Annotated in this window: 18 protein-coding genes and 1 pseudogene; 5 read left to right on the plus strand and 14 right to left on the minus strand. The window is 41.4% G+C overall.

All coding sequences use genetic code 11. The features are described 5' to 3' along the window. Positions 1–316 precede the first annotated feature (316 nt). The 7 genes and pseudogenes from IM509_RS06880 to glyS form a co-directional block, all read right to left on the minus strand. Positions 317–1405 (minus strand): glycosyltransferase family protein, encoded by a 1089-nt coding sequence (locus tag IM509_RS06880; protein WP_052276917.1) that lies wholly within the window; start codon positions 1403–1405, stop codon positions 317–319. Between the two features lie 74 nt (positions 1406–1479). Next, positions 1480–2169, minus strand: a complete 690-nt coding sequence (locus tag IM509_RS06885; RefSeq protein WP_185237109.1) for a retron system putative HNH endonuclease — start codon at positions 2167–2169, stop codon at positions 1480–1482. After that, complete coding sequence (locus IM509_RS06890) at positions 2166–3593, minus strand: AAA family ATPase (protein ID WP_260441229.1); 1428 nt, start codon at positions 3591–3593, stop codon at positions 2166–2168. Before IM509_RS06890 ends, IM509_RS06885 begins: the two co-directional genes overlap by 4 nt. Positions 3594–3663: 70 nt before the next feature. Then, positions 3664–4737 carry a magnesium chelatase ATPase subunit I gene (bchI, locus tag IM509_RS06895; RefSeq protein WP_052276920.1) on the minus strand — a complete coding sequence of 358 codons (1074 nt, stop codon included), beginning with the start codon at positions 4735–4737 and terminating at the stop codon, positions 3664–3666. Between the two features lie 83 nt (positions 4738–4820). Beyond that, positions 4821–5210: a hypothetical protein gene (locus tag IM509_RS06900; protein ID WP_185237107.1), complete on the minus strand. Its 390-nt coding sequence runs from the start codon at positions 5208–5210 to the stop codon at positions 4821–4823. A 47-nt stretch (positions 5211–5257) separates the two neighbouring features. Beyond that, positions 5258–5445 (minus strand): annotated as a pseudogene (locus tag IM509_RS24330) (hypothetical protein). 90 nt (positions 5446–5535) lie between these two features. After that, positions 5536–7668: a glycine--tRNA ligase subunit beta gene (glyS, locus tag IM509_RS06905; protein WP_052276922.1), complete on the minus strand. Its 2133-nt coding sequence runs from the start codon at positions 7666–7668 to the stop codon at positions 5536–5538. Between the two features lie 270 nt (positions 7669–7938). On the opposite strand from glyS, the gene IM509_RS06910 reads away from it, so the two are divergent. Together IM509_RS06910 and IM509_RS06915 are read left to right on the plus strand one after the other, a co-directional pair. After that, positions 7939–8442 (plus strand): DUF3122 domain-containing protein, encoded by a 504-nt coding sequence (locus IM509_RS06910; RefSeq protein WP_044034850.1) that lies wholly within the window; start codon positions 7939–7941, stop codon positions 8440–8442. Positions 8443–8488: 46 nt separating this feature from the next. Next, positions 8489–9073, plus strand: coding sequence for a MiaE family protein (locus IM509_RS06915; RefSeq protein ID WP_052276923.1), 585 nt, complete (start codon positions 8489–8491; stop codon positions 9071–9073). Positions 9074–9103: 30 nt separating this feature from the next. Here the strand turns inward: IM509_RS06915 and IM509_RS06920 are convergent, their stop codons facing one another. Both IM509_RS06920 and IM509_RS06925 read right to left on the minus strand, forming a co-directional pair. Then, positions 9104–10294, minus strand: a complete 1191-nt coding sequence (locus IM509_RS06920; RefSeq protein ID WP_052276924.1) for a GNAT family N-acetyltransferase — start codon at positions 10292–10294, stop codon at positions 9104–9106. A 36-nt stretch (positions 10295–10330) separates the two neighbouring features. After that, entirely contained in the window at positions 10331–11011 is a 681-nt protein-coding gene (locus tag IM509_RS06925) for a RibD family protein (protein WP_072924036.1), read from the minus strand. A gap of 91 nt (positions 11012–11102) precedes the next feature. On the opposite strand from IM509_RS06925, the gene IM509_RS06930 reads away from it, so the two are divergent. Further along, complete coding sequence (locus IM509_RS06930; protein WP_072924039.1) at positions 11103–13031, plus strand: sensor histidine kinase; 1929 nt, start codon at positions 11103–11105, stop codon at positions 13029–13031. Between the two features lie 41 nt (positions 13032–13072). Here the strand turns inward: IM509_RS06930 and pheA are convergent, their stop codons facing one another. Together pheA and IM509_RS06940 are read right to left on the minus strand one after the other, a co-directional pair. Then, positions 13073–13927 carry a prephenate dehydratase gene (pheA, locus tag IM509_RS06935; RefSeq protein ID WP_052276927.1) on the minus strand — a complete coding sequence of 285 codons (855 nt, stop codon included), beginning with the start codon at positions 13925–13927 and terminating at the stop codon, positions 13073–13075. 157 nt (positions 13928–14084) lie between these two features. Beyond that, positions 14085–14390 (minus strand): ribonuclease D, encoded by a 306-nt coding sequence (locus IM509_RS06940; RefSeq protein WP_072924041.1) that lies wholly within the window; start codon positions 14388–14390, stop codon positions 14085–14087. A gap of 18 nt (positions 14391–14408) precedes the next feature. On the opposite strand from IM509_RS06940, the gene IM509_RS06945 reads away from it, so the two are divergent. Beyond that, a complete protein-coding gene (locus IM509_RS06945) occupies positions 14409–14897 on the plus strand; it encodes a universal stress protein (RefSeq protein ID WP_002770104.1) in 489 nt (162 codons plus the stop codon). Between the two features lie 9 nt (positions 14898–14906). Here the strand turns inward: IM509_RS06945 and lepB are convergent, their stop codons facing one another. From lepB to IM509_RS06960, 3 genes are all read right to left on the minus strand, one after another. Next, complete coding sequence (gene lepB / locus IM509_RS06950) at positions 14907–15482, minus strand: signal peptidase I (RefSeq protein ID WP_002770106.1); 576 nt, start codon at positions 15480–15482, stop codon at positions 14907–14909. After that, positions 15482–16315 carry a nucleoside triphosphate pyrophosphohydrolase gene (mazG, locus tag IM509_RS06955; protein WP_052276929.1) on the minus strand — a complete coding sequence of 278 codons (834 nt, stop codon included), beginning with the start codon at positions 16313–16315 and terminating at the stop codon, positions 15482–15484. The genes lepB and mazG overlap by 1 nt, the downstream gene beginning before the upstream one ends. Before the next feature lie 502 nt (positions 16316–16817). Beyond that, entirely contained in the window at positions 16818–17189 is a 372-nt protein-coding gene (locus IM509_RS06960; protein WP_002760125.1) for a hypothetical protein, read from the minus strand. 682 nt (positions 17190–17871) lie between these two features. On the opposite strand from IM509_RS06960, the gene IM509_RS06965 reads away from it, so the two are divergent. Continuing rightward, positions 17872–17948, plus strand: a 77-nt coding sequence (locus tag IM509_RS06965) for a MerR family transcriptional regulator (protein ID WP_272079391.1), incomplete at its 3' end; no start/stop codon positions are given.

Raw genomic sequence — 17948 nt, forward strand, 5'->3', positions numbered from 1 at the left:
ACATCTAAATTTAGCTTTATTCATCCCTCTTTGATTAGAAAAGATGATAAAAAAGCTGATTTCTCAACAGAAAAACTTATCTTAAATTCGGGCTGATTTTTGAGAGTTTTTGTTTTTTACTTTTTCAGCAAACCCTATATAAGTTAAACTGATCACACAAAGAATAAGAGAGCTTATCCCGAATGTGATTATCAAAAAATAGTGCGGTAATTTGGCTGGTTTCTAGGACTTTGTTAAATAAATAAGGGACGGCTGACCGATAACTAAATTCACCGCTAATCATCCGAGGTTAAATTGGCTAAGTTAATCATTTTTATCACCTCTCAAAGTATTCTACGATAGCTCTTGCTATCGATTCTGCACCATCTTTAGGCAGTTTAACCTTTAATCTTGGCGGTTGGGGGGCTTGGCGTAAAAAGTCCCAATTACCCTGAAAAAATTCTTCACTGCTAATGATTTGATGATAACTATAATCTTGGATTCCAGCCAATAAAATCGCTGATTCGGCGAAACCTTCTCGCATCAGAGAAACAATCGGAACCTCTAATTTTAAAGCCTCGGCAAAGGTACTATATCCCGGTTTGGAAATAATTCGATCGCACAGGGGCATAAAATCCACAGGACGATAGCTCCGATCTGGTTTATCCTGTAAGCGGACTAAATTGGGCAGTTCGGGCGCGTTTTTTTCAAAAGTGATAAATTGCCAATCGGGAAAACTGGCGAGGTTATCATAGGGAATTGCTTCTAATCCTAACCCCCCAAAACTCAATAAAATAGTTTTTTCTTTAGGGGTATTTAGCTTAAACTCCTGTCGCAATTCTTCTTCACTGTAGCGAGGTGTACCCCCGGTTAAACCTGCCTCGGTAACATGGGGAAATGCTGTCATTGCTTCTGCTAAAGGCAGTTTAAACAAGCGATCGCATTGATTATAACAACGACTAATCCAATCACTAATACTGGCAAATTCTTCACCCCAATCACGATAGATAAAATCCCAGCCGAAGTTACCGATCATCCAACAAGGAAGCCCCGCACTTTTGGCAATTAGTGCCGCTAAAGGCGGTAAATCAGCCACAACTAAACCCACACGATTAGTTTTAATAAAATTAACTTCACTGGCAATAATTGCCCTTGATTGAGCAATTATTTGTTCTAATTTTTCTTTGGTAGCTAATTTATCCATCGTTAAACTATCCGATTGGATTACTCCCACATCAAACCCCCGATGTCTTTGAATATATTCTCCAGATATGTAGGAATCTAATAACCAGCGCGGGGCCGTGGTGACTAAGATCGGCAAAATTTCGGGATTAAGTTCAATAATATTAGCTACCACCGAAGCACTGCGGACAGCATGGCCAAAACCATGATTAGTAACGGCAAAATAAACAACAGGACGAGACATAAATAGCAAGTAAGGTGAGAATAATAAGCGATAAATTTTGTTTTTCAGACTGTAGATAATAATTACCCTTGATTTTAGGGAGGCAAATGAGGCAGTATATAAATACTAGCAAAAGCATAATATTCCGCTCCCGGTTGACAAGCTTCTTGCAGTACAGATAAAACCTCCGAGTCTCCTTGTTTTGCGTAACGTAATAATGCTAACAACTTTTTAATATATTGACTACGATAGTTAATTAATTCTTTTCGTCCACGCATACCATTGAGATCGAACAAATCTTCAACAATTTGACCACGCCGATCCCGACCATAAACACTGGCCAATTTTGCCATTTCATCCCAAACAAATTCAAGATGTGTATTCGGATCGGTTACTCCATCCGTGGGGTCTATTAACAGAGGATTTCCTGTGATATCATCGAGAGGAAAATTTGTGCCTTTGTGATTAACATCATTACATTTATCACAAGAAAGCAGTAAATTCTCCCAAGTAAAAGTCAGATTAGGATACTGGCTTTTTGGATAAAAATGTTCGATCGCTCCGTAAGTTACCACTGTAATCTTACTTTCACAGTAAGCGCATTTCCCATTAAACATTTTAACTAATGCTTCTTTAACTTGCGGATGACTGTATTTATTTTGTGCTTTGTTAATGTCAGCTTTAGTTGCCTTGTTGTTTGATTTTATTGATTCTAAAGCCTCTAGCCAACGAGCGGCATTTTTAGCTAATACGGGTGGCTCTGATATTCTGGTGACAGGAATCAAGATAAACGCTCCTCTAGTAAGGCATCAATTCGGGATTCTAAACTATTAGGTTGACTAATTTCGCTAAAGGGTTTAACTTCTCGAACAAATAATGACAGTTGTTCATATTCTTCCTTTTCTTCTGCTGCCAGATTTTTATTTTTACGATTTAGTTGGTGGTAACGCTTAATTTTATTTTCTGTATCAGTGGGATAGGTTGATTTCAAACCAAAAGCAGCACTTGTTAAAGTACGATCAACATTAGCCGCTAATTCTAAATAAGGAATTTCTACAATCTCTAATTCACCCTCTACCAGATCGATTCGTAGGGTTAAAGACTTTTCCCCCGCACCGGCAGCGATTAAAGGACTATGAGTAGCGACAAAGAATTGAAGCTTGGGAAAAACTTCCTGTAACCATCCAGCAATTTCCCTTTGCCAAGAAGGATGTAAATGAATATCTAACTCATCGATTAAGACGACTCCAGAAGCCTCTGTGGGGTTATCTAGATTGGGGAAGGATTGTAATAATCGCCAAATTAAATCCCCAGCTAAAGCAATCATACTCCGAAAACCATCGGATAAACTAATGGTTGGAACTTTTTGACCGTTAACTAGAAACTGAATCAAGCCATCGGCAGTTACTTCAGCAATTTCTACATTACCAGGTAACAGTTTAGTAATTGCTTCTTCGCCGATTTTTTTCATTTGTTTGGCTTGACTATCTTCAGGATTTTTGGCTATTCGATAATCTAAATACACCATCCATCTCTCAAAAGAACTTAAAGATGTATCCTCATTAAATTGGCTGAAAAAGTTGCTAGAGCGTTGCGGGGGTTCAAGACTAGGAATAATCACTTGACTCACTCGTGTCAAACGACGGAAAGCTCCATAACCGACGGCAAACCAACCATGATTATCGGAGGCAAAAGCATTGGCTCGCAACCAACTCAAAATTTTGCTATTTTCTTCGATTAATGCCGGTTCTGTATAGGTTTGTTTGTCCTTACTGCCTCCTAACTCTAACCTTTCCTTGCCTGTAACAAAATAGGAATAAGCAAAAGTTTTTCGAGTTTTATCCGTACCAAATTTTCCCGCATCCCCATCTTCTTGATGAAGCACTGCGGTTAATTTACCCGGTGTTTTAGGATTACATATCCAACCAGTCGGACGTGGTAATAATTCTTTGGCTGCTTCTGGTCCTGCGAGCAGTAAAGCTAAAGCCTGTAAAATCGTGCTTTTTCCTACTCCATTTTCTCCTAATAAAGTGATCCAATGATAAGGTTTAGCATCCTGACGACGTTTATTATCGGGATTACGAATAATAAATTTAATCTCTTGATTCTGGAAGCATTTAATGTTTTCGAGTGTTATACTTTCAACCCACATCGACATTCCCCCAGAGAATAACAGCGATCGATAAAATTCTAGCTTATTCGGCCACATCTAGCCCTTTTTGGCCTTCATCTCTCAATCCAGTCAAAAACCCTCTCTTCGCAGAGAGGGGGAATTAGGTTTAGGAATTTTCCTCTAATCCAAAGACGCGATTAAAAGCTTTCAAGACTTTATAACCAGAATCGATCGATTCTAAGGGATCTTTCCGCAAACGATGACGTAAACAGAGAACAATTACCCGACGGATATCATCTACCGTCACAGTTGTCCGTCCTTCCAAAGCGGCCAGAGCTTTAGCGGCGCGATTGGTAACGATATCGCCGCGCAATCCATCCACGTCCAACTCGGAACAAACCTCGGAAATTTTCACCCGCAGATCATAATCAAGCTCCACAGAAGGCAAAAGATTTTGGGCCTCCACGAGCTTTCTTTGCAGTTCTTCCTGTTCTAAGTTATATTTCTCTAAAAACGAGAGGGGATTGCCATCAAATTCCGCACGCTGTTCCACGATTTTGACCCGTAGAGGTGGTTCTTTGACGGTGTGAATCTCGGCGTGCATTCCAAAGCGATCGAGCAGTTGTGGGCGCAATTCTCCCTCTTCTGGGTTGCCCGATCCCACCAAAACAAACCGGGCCGGGTGACGGATGGAAATTCCTTCCCGTTCCACCGTATTCCAACCACTAGCGGCCGAATCCAATAGCACATCGACGAGGTGATCGTCAAGTAAATTGACTTCATCCACATAGAGAATGCCGCGGTTAGCTTTGGCCAGCAAACCAGGTTCAAAAGCTTTTACCCCTTCTGACAGGGCCTTTTCGATGTCAATCGTGCCACAGACCCGATCCTCCGTCGCACCGAGGGGCAGATCTACCATCGTCACTTTTTTCTTGGCAATGGTCAAGGGAATGGATTCATCCACCTTTTGCCGCACCTCATCGCTCATTAAATCGGTATCATTGGGGTCAGAATTAAAGGGATCGTTAGCAACTACGTCAATTTCTGGTAAAAGGTCAGCTAAAGCCCTAATTGTGGTCGATTTTCCCGTACCTCGATCCCCCATAATCATCACCCCGCCAATTTTGGGGTCGATGACGTTGAGCATTAGGGATAATTTCATTTCTTCCTGGCCGACAATAGCGGTGAAGGGAAAAACCACGCGGCGAGTTTTCGGAGGAGCTTGGGGAGTCACGGTCATAAGTGGATTCAAAAGTCAATAGTTGTTGAGTAAAGAATTATATCTAGTGTGGGTTCTAGCCGTCAGCTTTCAGCAAAGCCTTATCATTGTAAGTCTTTTTCCCTGCTTTTTAGTATCCAGCGCCAGAGGGGATGACGCGACCCTTCGGCCCGAATTTTCTGCACCCGTTGCTCTAAGCGCAGTTTTTCTCTGGGGGAAAGTCCTAAAATAATATTGCGACTTTGCCAGACTAATACTGCTCCTGTCATGGCAAAACAAAAGGCTAGACCGATAGAAGACCAGTAATTGAAAGCTAAAGCATATCTTACGGCTGTCCAAGTAAAATATTGCCGCATTAAGGCTATATCATCCCGTAAAACCCATAAACTAACCGAACCAATCCCTAACCAACAACCCAACACGAATAACCAACGACCCCATACCGTCAGTCGATGTAATCTTTGGACTTGTTGCTGTAGTTCGGAATCGGCCATTTCAGTTATCAGTGAGCAGCAATCAGTGAGCAGTGGGGAATTATGAATTATGAATTAGGAAGTGTTTTCAGTGAACAGTGAACAGTAATCAGTGAACTGAAAACTCGGCTCTCTTGGATTTGGTGGGTAAAATGTATTCATAAGATACATTCTTCCTAGCGAGGGGGTGGAACGAACCACAAAGACACAAAGGACACAAAGATCGATCACTTCTATGGTAAGTTAAACTGATCACACAGAACCTAGAAGAGCCAAAACTCAAATCTGATAACTGATAACTGATAACTGATAACTGATAACTGATAACTGATAACTGATAACTGAATTATCCCTTGACAATTGCCCCAAAATCTGCTAAGACTCGGGCGTGATTTCGCAGTAAACCCAACAGATTTAAACGATTGCGACGGACGGATTCTTTTTCTGCCATGACTAATACACTATTTTCGCCATCAAAAAAGTCAGCCACCAGGGGAGAAATTGCCGTTAAAGCAGTGACAAGACGCTGATAATCTCTTTGCTCTCTTGCGCTAATAGTTTCGGGAATTAGGGCAATTAAAGCGTCATAAAATGCTTGTTCGGAGGATTGTTCAAATAACTCCCTATTGATGATTCCCTTGGTTTCTAGGGTAGTTGTATCTAAATCTCCTTTTTGTGCCAAACGGGTCGAGCGATTGACGGTTTCATAGATGTTGGCTAACTGACCATCCTGACGAATTTGGCATAAAAAGCGAGCGCGTTCACGGGTATCTAATAAATTTTCTAAAGCGCGAGACTTATACTCTGGATCGTTTTCCCCTAAAACTGCATTAACGAGATCATAATCTATCCTCAAATCATCAATTAAGAGAGTTTGCAGACGTTGTAAAAAGAAATCTTTAATCAGATTTGCAGGGTTGGGTTTATCGGGATGACAGGTAACAAAATCCTTAGCTATCTGCTCAATTAATGCCAAAAGATTGATATTAAAATTGGCTGACCAGATAATACTAATTATTGCATTGGCAGCCCGACGGAGAGCGAAGGGATCTGAGGAACCAGTGGGCAGCATTCCCAGTCCAAAAATACCGACTAAAGTATCCAAGCGATCAGCAATTCCCACCACTTGACCAGTGATTGTTTCCGGGAGTAAATCCCCGGCATTGCGAGGCAGATAATGTTCAAAAATGCCCCGGGCAACTATAGCCGATTCACCACTAATTAAAGCATATTTTTCGGCCATTACTCCCTGTAATTCTGGAAATTCATAGACCATTTGGGTAACTAAATCCGCTTTACAAAGCATGGCAGTGGACTCTATATCACTGCGACTTTGTTCATCGAGATTTAACTGTTCGACAATCATCTGGGCAATTTCCATAATCCGATCGACTTTATCGCGCATGGTTCCCAATTCTTCTTGGAAAGTGACGGTTTCCAGTTGGGGAAGAAAACTATCTAAGGGTTCATCACAATCGGCAGTATAGAAAAATCTGGCATCAGCTAACCGTGCGCGGATAACCCTTTCATTTCCCGCGGAGATAATCTCAGATTTCTGGGGATCGCCATTGGAAATAGTAATAAAATAGGGTGACAAACCCTGGGGAGTTTTCACTGGGAAATAACGCTGATGTGTCACCATCACGGTAATAATTACTTCCGGGGGTAATTCCAGAAATTCATCGTCAAATTTGCCGACAATTGCCGTGGGATATTCGACTAAGTTAGTCACTTCTGCTAATAAATCGGCGGGAATTTCTGCCACTCCCTGGAGTTTTTTAGCCAGGGTGGTAATCTGATCAGTAATTATCTGTTGACGCACTTGCGGATCCGCTTCCACAAAAATTGATCGCAAACTGGTTAAATATGCTTGGGGGTGACTAATGGCTAGGGATTGCGGGTGTAGAATGCGATGACCAAAAGTTAAGCGATCGCTGGTTAAAGTGGTAGAGCCATTAATTAATTCTAGGGGCAAAACTTCCCCATCCACTAAAGTTAATAACCAACGAATTGGCCGGGGAAATCTTAAATCTCCATCTCCCCAACGCATAAAACGTCTTCCTTCCAAACGGGTAATCCATTGGGGAATTAATTCAGTTAAAATCTCGGCTGTTGGACGACCCGGAATCGTTTTTTCAATATAGACAAATTCTCCTTTGTCTGTGGCACGAATGGAGAAAGCAGCGGTGCTAACTCCCTGTTTTCGAGCAAAACCCTCACCAGCGGGGGTAATTTGGCCATTTTTGTAGGCGGCACTAACTGGCGGTCCTTTTATCTCCTCGCTGCGAGCTTCTTGCTCCTTCGGTAATCCTGTGATTAACACGGCCAAACGGCGCGGGGTTCCGTAAACTTGAATAGCAGTCGCATCCAGAGATTCCGTCTCTAAACTCTTGCTAACTCTTTCCTGCAATTGTGCGATCGCGCTATCGACAAAATCTGCGGGTAGTTCTTCTGTACCGACTTCAAGTAAAAAATCCATCTGATTGATTGGCCGTGTTTATGCTTCACCAATCATCTAGGCTATCACAGAAGCCGTGTCCTTAGTTTTTGATCAGCTGTACTGCATTTAAACTGCATATGGGAAATTTTAGTACAAATGCTCAAACTTCCTCGACCTAGCTTTGGTGCTGCCCACTCTCCTATCCCTTTTAAACAGTATGCTAGTATAACTATATGGCGATACAATTGCCTTAGCTTGGCTAAGGGTGCAAAGTTGATCTCATATTTTATCTATTATGTCAATAAAGTTATGAAACGATTTCTATTATTATTTTGTGTTCTCGTGAGTTTTTTGCTGTTTATCAGCTTTGAGATTGATGTTTCCTTGTCTGCACTAGCTCTAACTCGACAACAGCTAGAGGGGCCAGGGCAGCTGTTGTATCAATCCCGTCATAGTTTGCGCGATGATACAGGTAGTCCTTGGCAGGTGGTGTTGTTCAAACGAATTAAGGATGGGGAAACCCTAGAAATTAGTTTGCGCTTGGTGGGATTTCCTGAAGGGATTGAGTTTCTCCATGGAGAAAGATTGACGATAACGACAGCTAAAGGCGAAATTTTAGCGGCTAAGGATGCTTTTGCCGAAAAATCACCAGCAGCTAACGTCGGTCAATACGAGATGCAGGATATCTTACCGCAGCTACCCGTTACTGAAGCGATCGAACTTTCCCTACCCCTAGAGGCTCCCCGTCATCTTAACATCCCGATTCCTGTACTTTTAGAATGGCAAAGTCTGCTTTTTTCGGCAAATATTTGACTTTTTGGGTTAGGGTGAAAGAGGCAGCAAATTGGAATCAGCGACGATGGGAAAGATTAATTTATTAGTCAGTGCCACCTCTGAGGATTGGATAGAACAGGCAATTAATAATTTAGAGATTATTCTGCTCGATCATTCCCATTGTGAGCGAAAAGCGGCAGGAGTGGCCTTAAATCTCATGTTTCGTTATCCTTCCTACGCTTCCCTCGTGCGGAAATTAACAGCGATCGCACAAGAGGAATTAGAACATTTTGAACAGGTAAATCAATGGTTAGATAAATGGGGAATTCCCCTCGCTCCCTTAAATTCTCCCCCTTATGGTGCTAAATTAAAGGCGCAGATTCGTCACCAAGAACCCGATCGCCTTTTGGATTCGCTGTTAATATCAGCTTTAATCGAGGCGCGTTCCCACGAAAGATTGGGTTTATTGGGAGAGTATTGTCCCGATCCTCAATTAGCTCAATTTTATCGCGGTTTAATGGCTTCCGAAGCGCGTCATTATGGTATTTACTGGCTATTAGCAGCGGATTATTTTGAACGTACAGTGATCGAGCAACGTTTAGAAACCCTAGCGGCGATCGAAAGTGAGATTTTAGCCAATCTGCACCCAGAACCTCGTATTCATAGTTGATTGCACTAATAGGGACAAACCCTATCTAAATTACTCGTTCAACTCAATTTCTCTCTTAGAAAAGGGTAAATCTTGATTGATTGCCTCGATTTCTTCCTGTTCCATTTGATTAATTTCTTGGATATAATTGCGGAGAATTTGATTCATTTTGCCATGATAAAAACGGTGCAAACTATGATTAGCAGTAGCGGGAAACCCCCGTCTTTTTTTGTGTTGTCCTCCCGCTCCAGGGTCAAACATGGTAATACCTTGACTAATTGCCCAATCGATCGGTTGATAGTAACAAGCTTCAAAATGTAAACAGTCGTACTCCTGAAAACTGCCCCAGTAACGACCATAAAGATTAGTATCTTTGCGAATACAAAAAGATAAACCCACGGGTTTAGTATCCTTTTCATTTTGGTAGGCAGTAATCAAAACCACTCGCTGACGATAATTCGGATATAATTGTTCAAAAAATTTCTGTGTCAGGTATTTACTTCCCCAGTAAAATTTATCACAGGTACTGCTATAAAACCGATAAATTAACGGGAACAAATGATGGGGAATTTCTTCGGCAGCCAGAGTTTTAATAATTAACCCCGCATTAGTCACCGCTTTCCGTTCCCGTTTAATATTGCGGCGTTGATTAGCATTAAAAACCGTCAGATAATCTTCAAAATTTTGAAACCCTTTGTTATTCCAAATATAACTATGATGTAACCAGGGAGTAAAGCCAAAATTTTCCATTAAAATTCGCCATTGGGGATCCACAAAAAGAAAATGACAACCCGACAGATTATTTTGATCACAAAAATGATCAATTGCCGCTATCATTAAAGCCGTAATCTCCAGTTCATTTTCCCCCGGAGCAATTAAAAAACGATAACCTACCGCCGGAGTAAAAGGGGTCATTCCTAACAGTTTCGGATAGTATCTAATCCCCAAACGATGGGAAAGATCTGCCCATTGGTGGTCAAAGACAAATTCACCGTAACTATGACTTTTAATATACAAAGGAGCGGCGGCAATTAACTCAGCACCGCGCCAAACTGTGAGATGAGCCGGTTGCCACCCGGTGCGTCCCGTGGCACTGCCAGAAGTTTCGATATTATGTAACCATTCCCACTCTAGAAAGGGAGTAGTTAGGGGTTGAGCGAGAGCATCCCATTTTTGTTGGGGAATCTCACTCATTTTATCAATCCAAGCGACAGAATATTGAGGTTTAAGCTGTTCTACCATGGGACAAGATAAGTCAACCTTTTTATTTAAGGTAATCTAGTTTTGAGATTTGTGGGAATCTCGTTCAAGGGAATAATGTAGGAAAATTTCTGCTTCCACGGTTTCCACGCTCAAAAGTCGTAATTTTCTGGCAGAATCTGCCAGAAATCCAGTTCCTCCCAGGGGAGTTGCCGCTTTATTGCCTCCTAACAGCAACGGACAAATGGTTAGGTAGATTTCATCGATTAAATCTTCAGCTAAAAGAGAGGCAATTAATTCACCTCCTCCCAGAATCGCCAGTTTTTTGATACCTAGGGCGGTAAATTGACTAAAAATAGCCTTCCAATCGCCGCAGACTAAGACAAGCTCAAATAAACCCCGATTTTCCCATGCCGCCACTTTTTCCGCTGCCGTGATTAACCAGCGCGGGAAAGGCTGCTGAAAAAATTTCATCTGGGGATCAAGCTGTCCTGAATAAGAACAAACGATCTGTATCGGCTGCGGAGATAATCCCCGTTGTTGACGGTATGCGAGAAAATCGCCATGACGGATAGGAAGACTGGTGTGATAAGCGCGCAGGGTGTTAGCACCGAATAAAGCGGCATCCATGCGCGATAAATGTTGTTCTAGACGCATTTTATCGGTAGCAGAGGCAAATCTGGCCGCTGACTGGTAGGCGTCGGCAATTTTACCATCGGCACTCATGGCTAAAATAACGGTGGTGTGAGGACGATTCATGGCAAATGCTCGGGGATATCACCCAGTCTGATTGGTGAATAGGCTAGTATAGTCTGGAGTTTGATAGCAAGAATCAAAGCAATTTTCGCCCATGTCTATCGGTCAATCCTCCTTTCGTCGTATTCTGCTCTCTCGCTTACTCCTAGTCAGTGTACCTGTACTACTGATGGGAGTTTATGTCACCTATCGTAAGGCGCGATCGGCTTTTTTGGAAACGGCCCGTCAAAATCTCACCGAAAGTGCCATCAGAAAAGCAGACAATATTGAGCAATCAATTCAATTTTTGCGGGCCAATCTAATCACTGCGGGTGAGAGTCTGGTTTTAAAACAGGGAACCTTAGCCGAAAAAGAAACTTTTTTACAAGAATTCACCGACCAGCTTCCTAATCAGATTAACTGTCTGGAGTTAATTGATATTAAGACCAAGAAATCTTTATTAAATCGAGCCTGTGACCCAGAAACTATCAAAGTTTTGCCTCTGGAAAAATGGACAAAAAAACGGACTAGCTTTGCTGGAAATATGGAAAATATTTTAATTAGAAGTTTACCTCGACAACTTTTAAGAAAATCTCCCAATAATAATCGTCAATTAGAATTAGTTTTTGCTGTTCCCATCTACGATAATCAAGGACAATTACAATCTAGTCTGATTCTGCAAACTTCTCTACTTTACCGTGAGAAGGTTTTACCCGGTTCTTTGTCAGGTTATCCCGTGGTTATTTCTGAAAATGGCATTATTCTCGCTCATCCCTATTTTGATCGCATTGGTAGCCATATCAGTCAAGAAGCTGATGCTGAACGCTTAAATAGTATTATCAATAATGCTATCCGAGGAAAACAAAATTTCTTGCATTTATTTTCTTTCGAGAAAGATGGCAAAGAATTAGTCGCTGGTTATAGCTCCCTTCCCAGTCCAGTTACGGGAGAATCATCCCAAAAATGGATAGTTTTAGCCATTAGTCCCCTCTCCCAAGCTCTGGCTCCTCTACAACAAATTTGGGAGGCAATTTTTTATCTAATTTCTGGTTTATTATTAGCTTATTTAGTAGTTATTGTACTCATTGCTAGGGATTTAGCTATACCTTTAGAAAAACTGCGAGATTATGCCTTAAATATTCAGAAAATTCCCTCCGAAAAGATTACACCACAAAACTTTAATATTCGAGAAATTAATCAGTTAGCGTCGGCCCTAGAGGAAATGCTCGAACGTTTACGTCTTTGGGGAGAGGAAATAGTTAAGAGTTGGCAAGAAGCGGAAAATGCTAATCAATTAAAAAACCAATTTTTGGCGAATACTTCCCACGAATTACGCACCCCTCTCAATGGTATTATTGGCTCAATTCGTTGCGTTATGGATGGATTTTGTAATAGTGAGGAGGAGGAAAAAGAATATCTGCAACAAGCGGATAATTCAGCCGTACATCTTTTGGAAATTATTGATGATATTCTCAGTATTGCTAAAATAGAAGCGGGCAAACTTTCCGTTAATCCTGAACCAGTATATTTACACCAAATTATCAATGAAGTTATTAATTTACAAACAGCCTCGCTGCAAGGTAAGCACTTAAAATTAAATTTACTTTTCTGTCAAGAAAATCCAGTAGTCTATGCTGATCCAACTAAATTTAAACAGGTAATTTTGAATGTTATTTCTAACTCAATTAAATTTACCGAAACGGGAACTATTTCTCTGATAACTCACCTAGAACATCCACAGGCTATTATCACTATAATCGATACAGGAATCGGTATCGACCCCCAGCAGCAATCAAAATTATTCCGTCCTTTTGTGATGATTGATGGTTCCACAACTAGAAAATTTAGCGGTACGGGTTTAGGATTAGCTATTTCTAAGAATTTTATGAAAATGATGGGGGGAGATATTACTATCTTTAGTCAAGGTCAAGGTTTAGGAACAACTGTGGAAATTATTCTTCCTCTGGTGGGGGAAAGAAAGCTTGATTTTACTCCACCAGAGGAAAACTCATCTTTGCCGATTCTTCCCTCTCTTAAAAGCTAAAATATCTCTATTTAACTACTGTAATTTCTGGGCAACTTAGTTTATAATTCCTCTAAACTTTCTACGGGTAAATTAACTACCTGATAAAAACCAAAAACCTCGATCGCATCGGTATAATTTGTTAATTCTTCTAAAGTTTCTGCGATTAAATGCTGTTGATCCAGATTAATCTCTAGATCGATAAAAAATATGTATTCCCCTAAAGATCGTTTAGTTGGTCGCGATTCAATACGAGATAAATTAAGCTGACGTTTGGCAAAAACTTCTAAAGGTTTGACTAAAGCACCAGGTTGATCTAAAACCTGAAAAGCGAGGGACATTCGCTCCCCTTGGGGATGGGAAGTTAAAGCCATTACCCAAAAACGGGTACAATTATCGGGATAATCATTAATTGGTTGTGTTAATATTGGTACATGATACAGTTTTGCTGCCCGGGGAGAAGCAATAGCGGCCGAATTGGCCTCTCGATCGAGAATTTGAATCGCTTCTGTGGTAGAATTAGTAGGAATAATCGGCACGGTAGGCAAATTATTTTCTAGCCATTTTTGACATTGAGCTAAAGCTTGGGGATGGGAATAAACGGTGGTAATTTCTGTTAGCGATTGTCGAGGAGATAGAAGTGCATGGGAAATCGGTAAAACTAATTCTTGTTGAATCTGTAACCCAGGTAATTGCCATAAAGCATCAAGAGTCATTACCACACTTCCCTCGGTGGAGTTTTCCACCGGGACCACTGCTAAATCGGCCTGATTTTGGACAACCGATCGCAAGGCCAGGGCAATGCTAGGATAGGGTATTAATTGATGAGGCTGGGATGCTAAACTGTTAGCATATGCTAAAGCGGCTGTTTCTGAATAGGTTCCCACTGGCCCCAGATAAGCGATCTTTACAGTCATTGAAATTATCCCCGCAAGCAATTTTTTCTAGCTATTACAGCCTTTCTCATAAATACTAAGTATAACCTAATTCAGCCAGGGTTTTCAGTTGATAATTGGGTAAAGGAGCAATATAGTAGGGAACCTTTTTAGCTAACTCTAGGGTACAGGTAATTTTTTAAACTTTGCCCTTACCGCCCAAAAATTGACAATCATAACTAGCATTGTGAAAAACCTTTTCTATCCGGTCAAGCAACAGGATTTTAGTGATAAAATAGTCAGTAATATCCGGTCGTTCGAGAACATCCAAAATTGTCACCCGCTCCCCCGTTAAGTCCGTGGAATCAGCCAGAATTTGAATCAGAGACAAACGGGGAGTCTTGCTATTGTAATCGGCCACTTCCGTATCTAACCAAAGAATGGGAAAATGGCAAAAGTGATCGATCGCATTCCTAATAGCGTCGGATTCCGTTAAATAAGGCATGGTTGCAGAGGCTGAAAAATGTATCAAAAAATCTTGATAGCAGTAGATTTGTCGGAGATGGGGGACAGTGTTTTTAAGGAGGCTGTATCCTTAGCCAGTAAGTACGAAGCTAACCTCCTACTACTGCACGTCCTTTCCCCTGAGGAAGATTATAGCCCTTTACCGATTCCACCCAATTTAGCCGATATTTACCCCGCCCAGGGTAATGATCTCACTCTTGATTTTTGGCGGCAACAATGGGAAGAATTCGAGCAGAAAGGGGCGGCTATGTTGCAAAAAAGAGCTAATCAGGCGGCAGAAATGGGTGTAAAGGGAGAATACCGGCAAATTTACGGTCATGCCGCCAAAACTATCTGTAAAGTGGCGCGAGAGGAGAATATTGATTTAATTGTTATCGGTCGGCGTGGGCGCTCGGGTCTAGGAGAGTTATTCTTAGGTAGTGTGAGTAATTATGTTCTCCATCATGCCCCCTGTTCCGTCTTAATTGTTCAACATCGTCAGGACTAAAAATTCCTGTTAGCGATTCCCCCCTAAAATCCCCAAACGATTAAAAGGAAAAAAGCGAAAAACCGCCCTACCAATCACGTTATTTTCCGGTAAAAACCCCCAGATATGGGAGTCATTGCTATTATTGCGATTATCTCCCATCACAAATAAATTATTTTCTGGCACGAGCAAAGGCATTAAATTATATTGAGGGGATTCTAGAATATAATCCTCTGCCAAGGGTTGATTATTCAGATAAATTTTGCCCTCCTTGACAGCAATCACATCCCCTGGGGTGGCAATCACTCTTTTAATAAAAGCTTGATCCTTTTGATATCCCTGTAATTGTAATTGTGCCGGCGGTTCAAAGACGACGATATCCCCCCGTCGAGGAGGATGGAAATCGTAGGAAAGCTTTTCCACCACTAAGCGATCGCCTTGTTCTAAAGTGGGTAACATAGAATCAGAGGGGATAAAACGAGGTTCAGCCACAAAAGTGCGGATCAGTAAGGCTAAAACTAAAGCTATAGTGATAATTTGCAGATTTTCTCGAATAGAAGCCCAAAAACTCTTGGATTTGTCCTTATTAATTTCTTGCTCTTGCATTATTGCCCAGATGATGGTTGATGTAACTTAGCTTTCGCTTGCTGCCAGAAAACTGTTAATTCCTCTAGTGTATAGTCATGGAGAGGCTTTTCTGCCACAGATTCCACTAGGGAAAAACGTTGAATAAAACGCAGATTAGTCTCTTGTAAAGCGATACTGGGATCTAAATCATACCAGCGAGCAAGATTGACAATAGTAAAGAGTAAATCGCCTAATTCGGCCTGTTGATGCTCTTTATCGCCCGATTCTAGGGACTCTTGCCATTCTGCCAACTCTTCGCCAAATTTTTCCCAGACTCCCGCGATATTTTCCCACTCAAAACCGACTCGCGCCGCTTGCCGAGAAATTTTCATCGCCCCGATCAAGGGTGGTAAAGTTTGGGCATAACGGGTTAATTTGCCACTAATAGTCGGGTCATTTTTTTCCTCAGCTTTGATTTTCTCCCAATTTTGACGCACCTGTTCGGGATTTTCTAGGGATAGATCCCCGAAAACGTGGGGATGACGACGAATTAATTTATCAGTGATGCCTCTAGCCACTTCTTCTAGGCTAAAATTACCCTCATCACTGGCAATTTGGGCTTGTAAAACCACCTGTAGCAGTAAATCGCCTAATTCCTCAGCAATGGCAGTTTTATCACCGCTTTTAATCGCCGCTACCACCTCATAAGCTTCCTCGATAACGTAGGGAATTAGGGTTGCCGGGGTTTGGGCTAAATCCCAAGGACAGCCGCTTTCTGGGTCTCGTAAACGGGCAACAACGCTGATTAAATGGTTTAATGCCGCTAAGATGGCCTTGTAACTGGGATTTTCGGTTTCTGGAAGGCTAGACATCGATTTTTTCCGGTTTTCTCGCCCATTATACCGGTTATCAGTGATCAGTTATCAGTGATCAGTGATCAGATGTGAGTTTTCAGTTAACTGATTACTGTTTAAGTAGTCTTGCAAAATAAATTTCCTAGTACAATTATTTGTAGGATGGGTTAGCGGTAGCGTAACATAATCGAGCGTTGGGTTTCATGCTTCAACCCAACCTACGTTCATCTTATATTTAATTCCGCCCACCTACTCATCTCCCTATCTTCCTAATATTCAGTCACAGCCTTTCTCATAATAGATGAAGTTTAACCTAATTTGAGCGAAGACCTACCCCCCAAAACGAAAACTTCGTACCTCACCATTCAGATAACTGCTTTAGCTAAATAGCAATGAAAAAACCCGGTAAAACCGGGTTCCACTAGCTTGGAATCTGTATAGTCAACCGATAAAGCAGTTGAAAACTTAAATAAATCTAAATAGAAAAAAGGTAAGTAATTCCACTGTAAGAAAATCAGATTTAATGAATCATCCCGCAAGTTAGGGGACAAGAAGCATAAACAGCTTGATGAGAAGTTTTTGCCTCACCGTGTAACCAGTGCAACCAGCTAACTTCATGGGGATGAACACCTTTTGCTGCTAACAAAGCGGCACTAATTAGGATAGCCAAAATGTTAATACCAATAATCATTCCCGCCACTAAAAGCACGGAACTAACCGGTAAAACCGACTGTAAGATAATCGCCGACAATGCCCCCACTGTCATCATTAATACTACTAAAGGAAATCCCACTACTAATAAACAGACAGTGAGGACGAAACTCCAGAGAAGAAAGCTTTTTAGCATTGCTAAAGAAACGTGGCCCCAGTTATTTCTTGCGGTTAATTGCATCTTCCTGACCTCTTACAAACTTGGTGGTCTAACTTTTCTGCACGTCGGCTCAAAGTTGATGAGAACCAGTATAGGGAAAACACCGAAGAAGATGAGCTATTCGCAATATAAATTTACAATCATCGCTGATTATCTATGTTATATGTATCGAACTATTACAAGAATCGGCGAGATGTATCGAAAACTTTACAATCGGTTTCCCTTGATCCCCAATCCAATTTCCTACTGAAATCCTTGATCCCCGTCGATAATCCTTTCTTGTCTCCCTGTCCGCAGATTTCTCCCCGTCTCCTTGTAACAAATCTTTACAAGTACCTCTAGAATTCTCAGAAAATAAGTGGACGACAGTAACCAGTAATCAGTCACCAGCAATCAGTAAACTGAAAACTCGCATTTGTCACAGAATTGACATCTGGCTGTTATAGTCCTGACAAATGAGAGTTATATGCTAAAGTTAATCCAGCAAAGGAATAAATTATTTCCCCTAGCCCAGCTTTCCTCAAGCTTCCCACACAGGGCCTAGGGGAAGTTTATTTTTCTGCCATGGAGGAAAACCGCTACCCGGCCCGAAAAGAAAATTTTTCTAGAACTTGACAAGCCTTGACAGCAGGGTTAAATACAGAAACCAAAAACCTAACTAATACTATTCAAAATTACTCATGACTTATGCTATAATCGTTCTATGAGTAAGTTGACCATATCAGAAGCGGCTAAATTAAAAGGTGTAAGCGTATCGACATTAAGACGTTGGGAGTCTGA

It is taken from the genome of Microcystis sp. M31BS1 (assembly GCF_020245285.1).
Classification (GTDB): domain Bacteria; phylum Cyanobacteriota; class Cyanobacteriia; order Cyanobacteriales; family Microcystaceae; genus Microcystis; species Microcystis panniformis.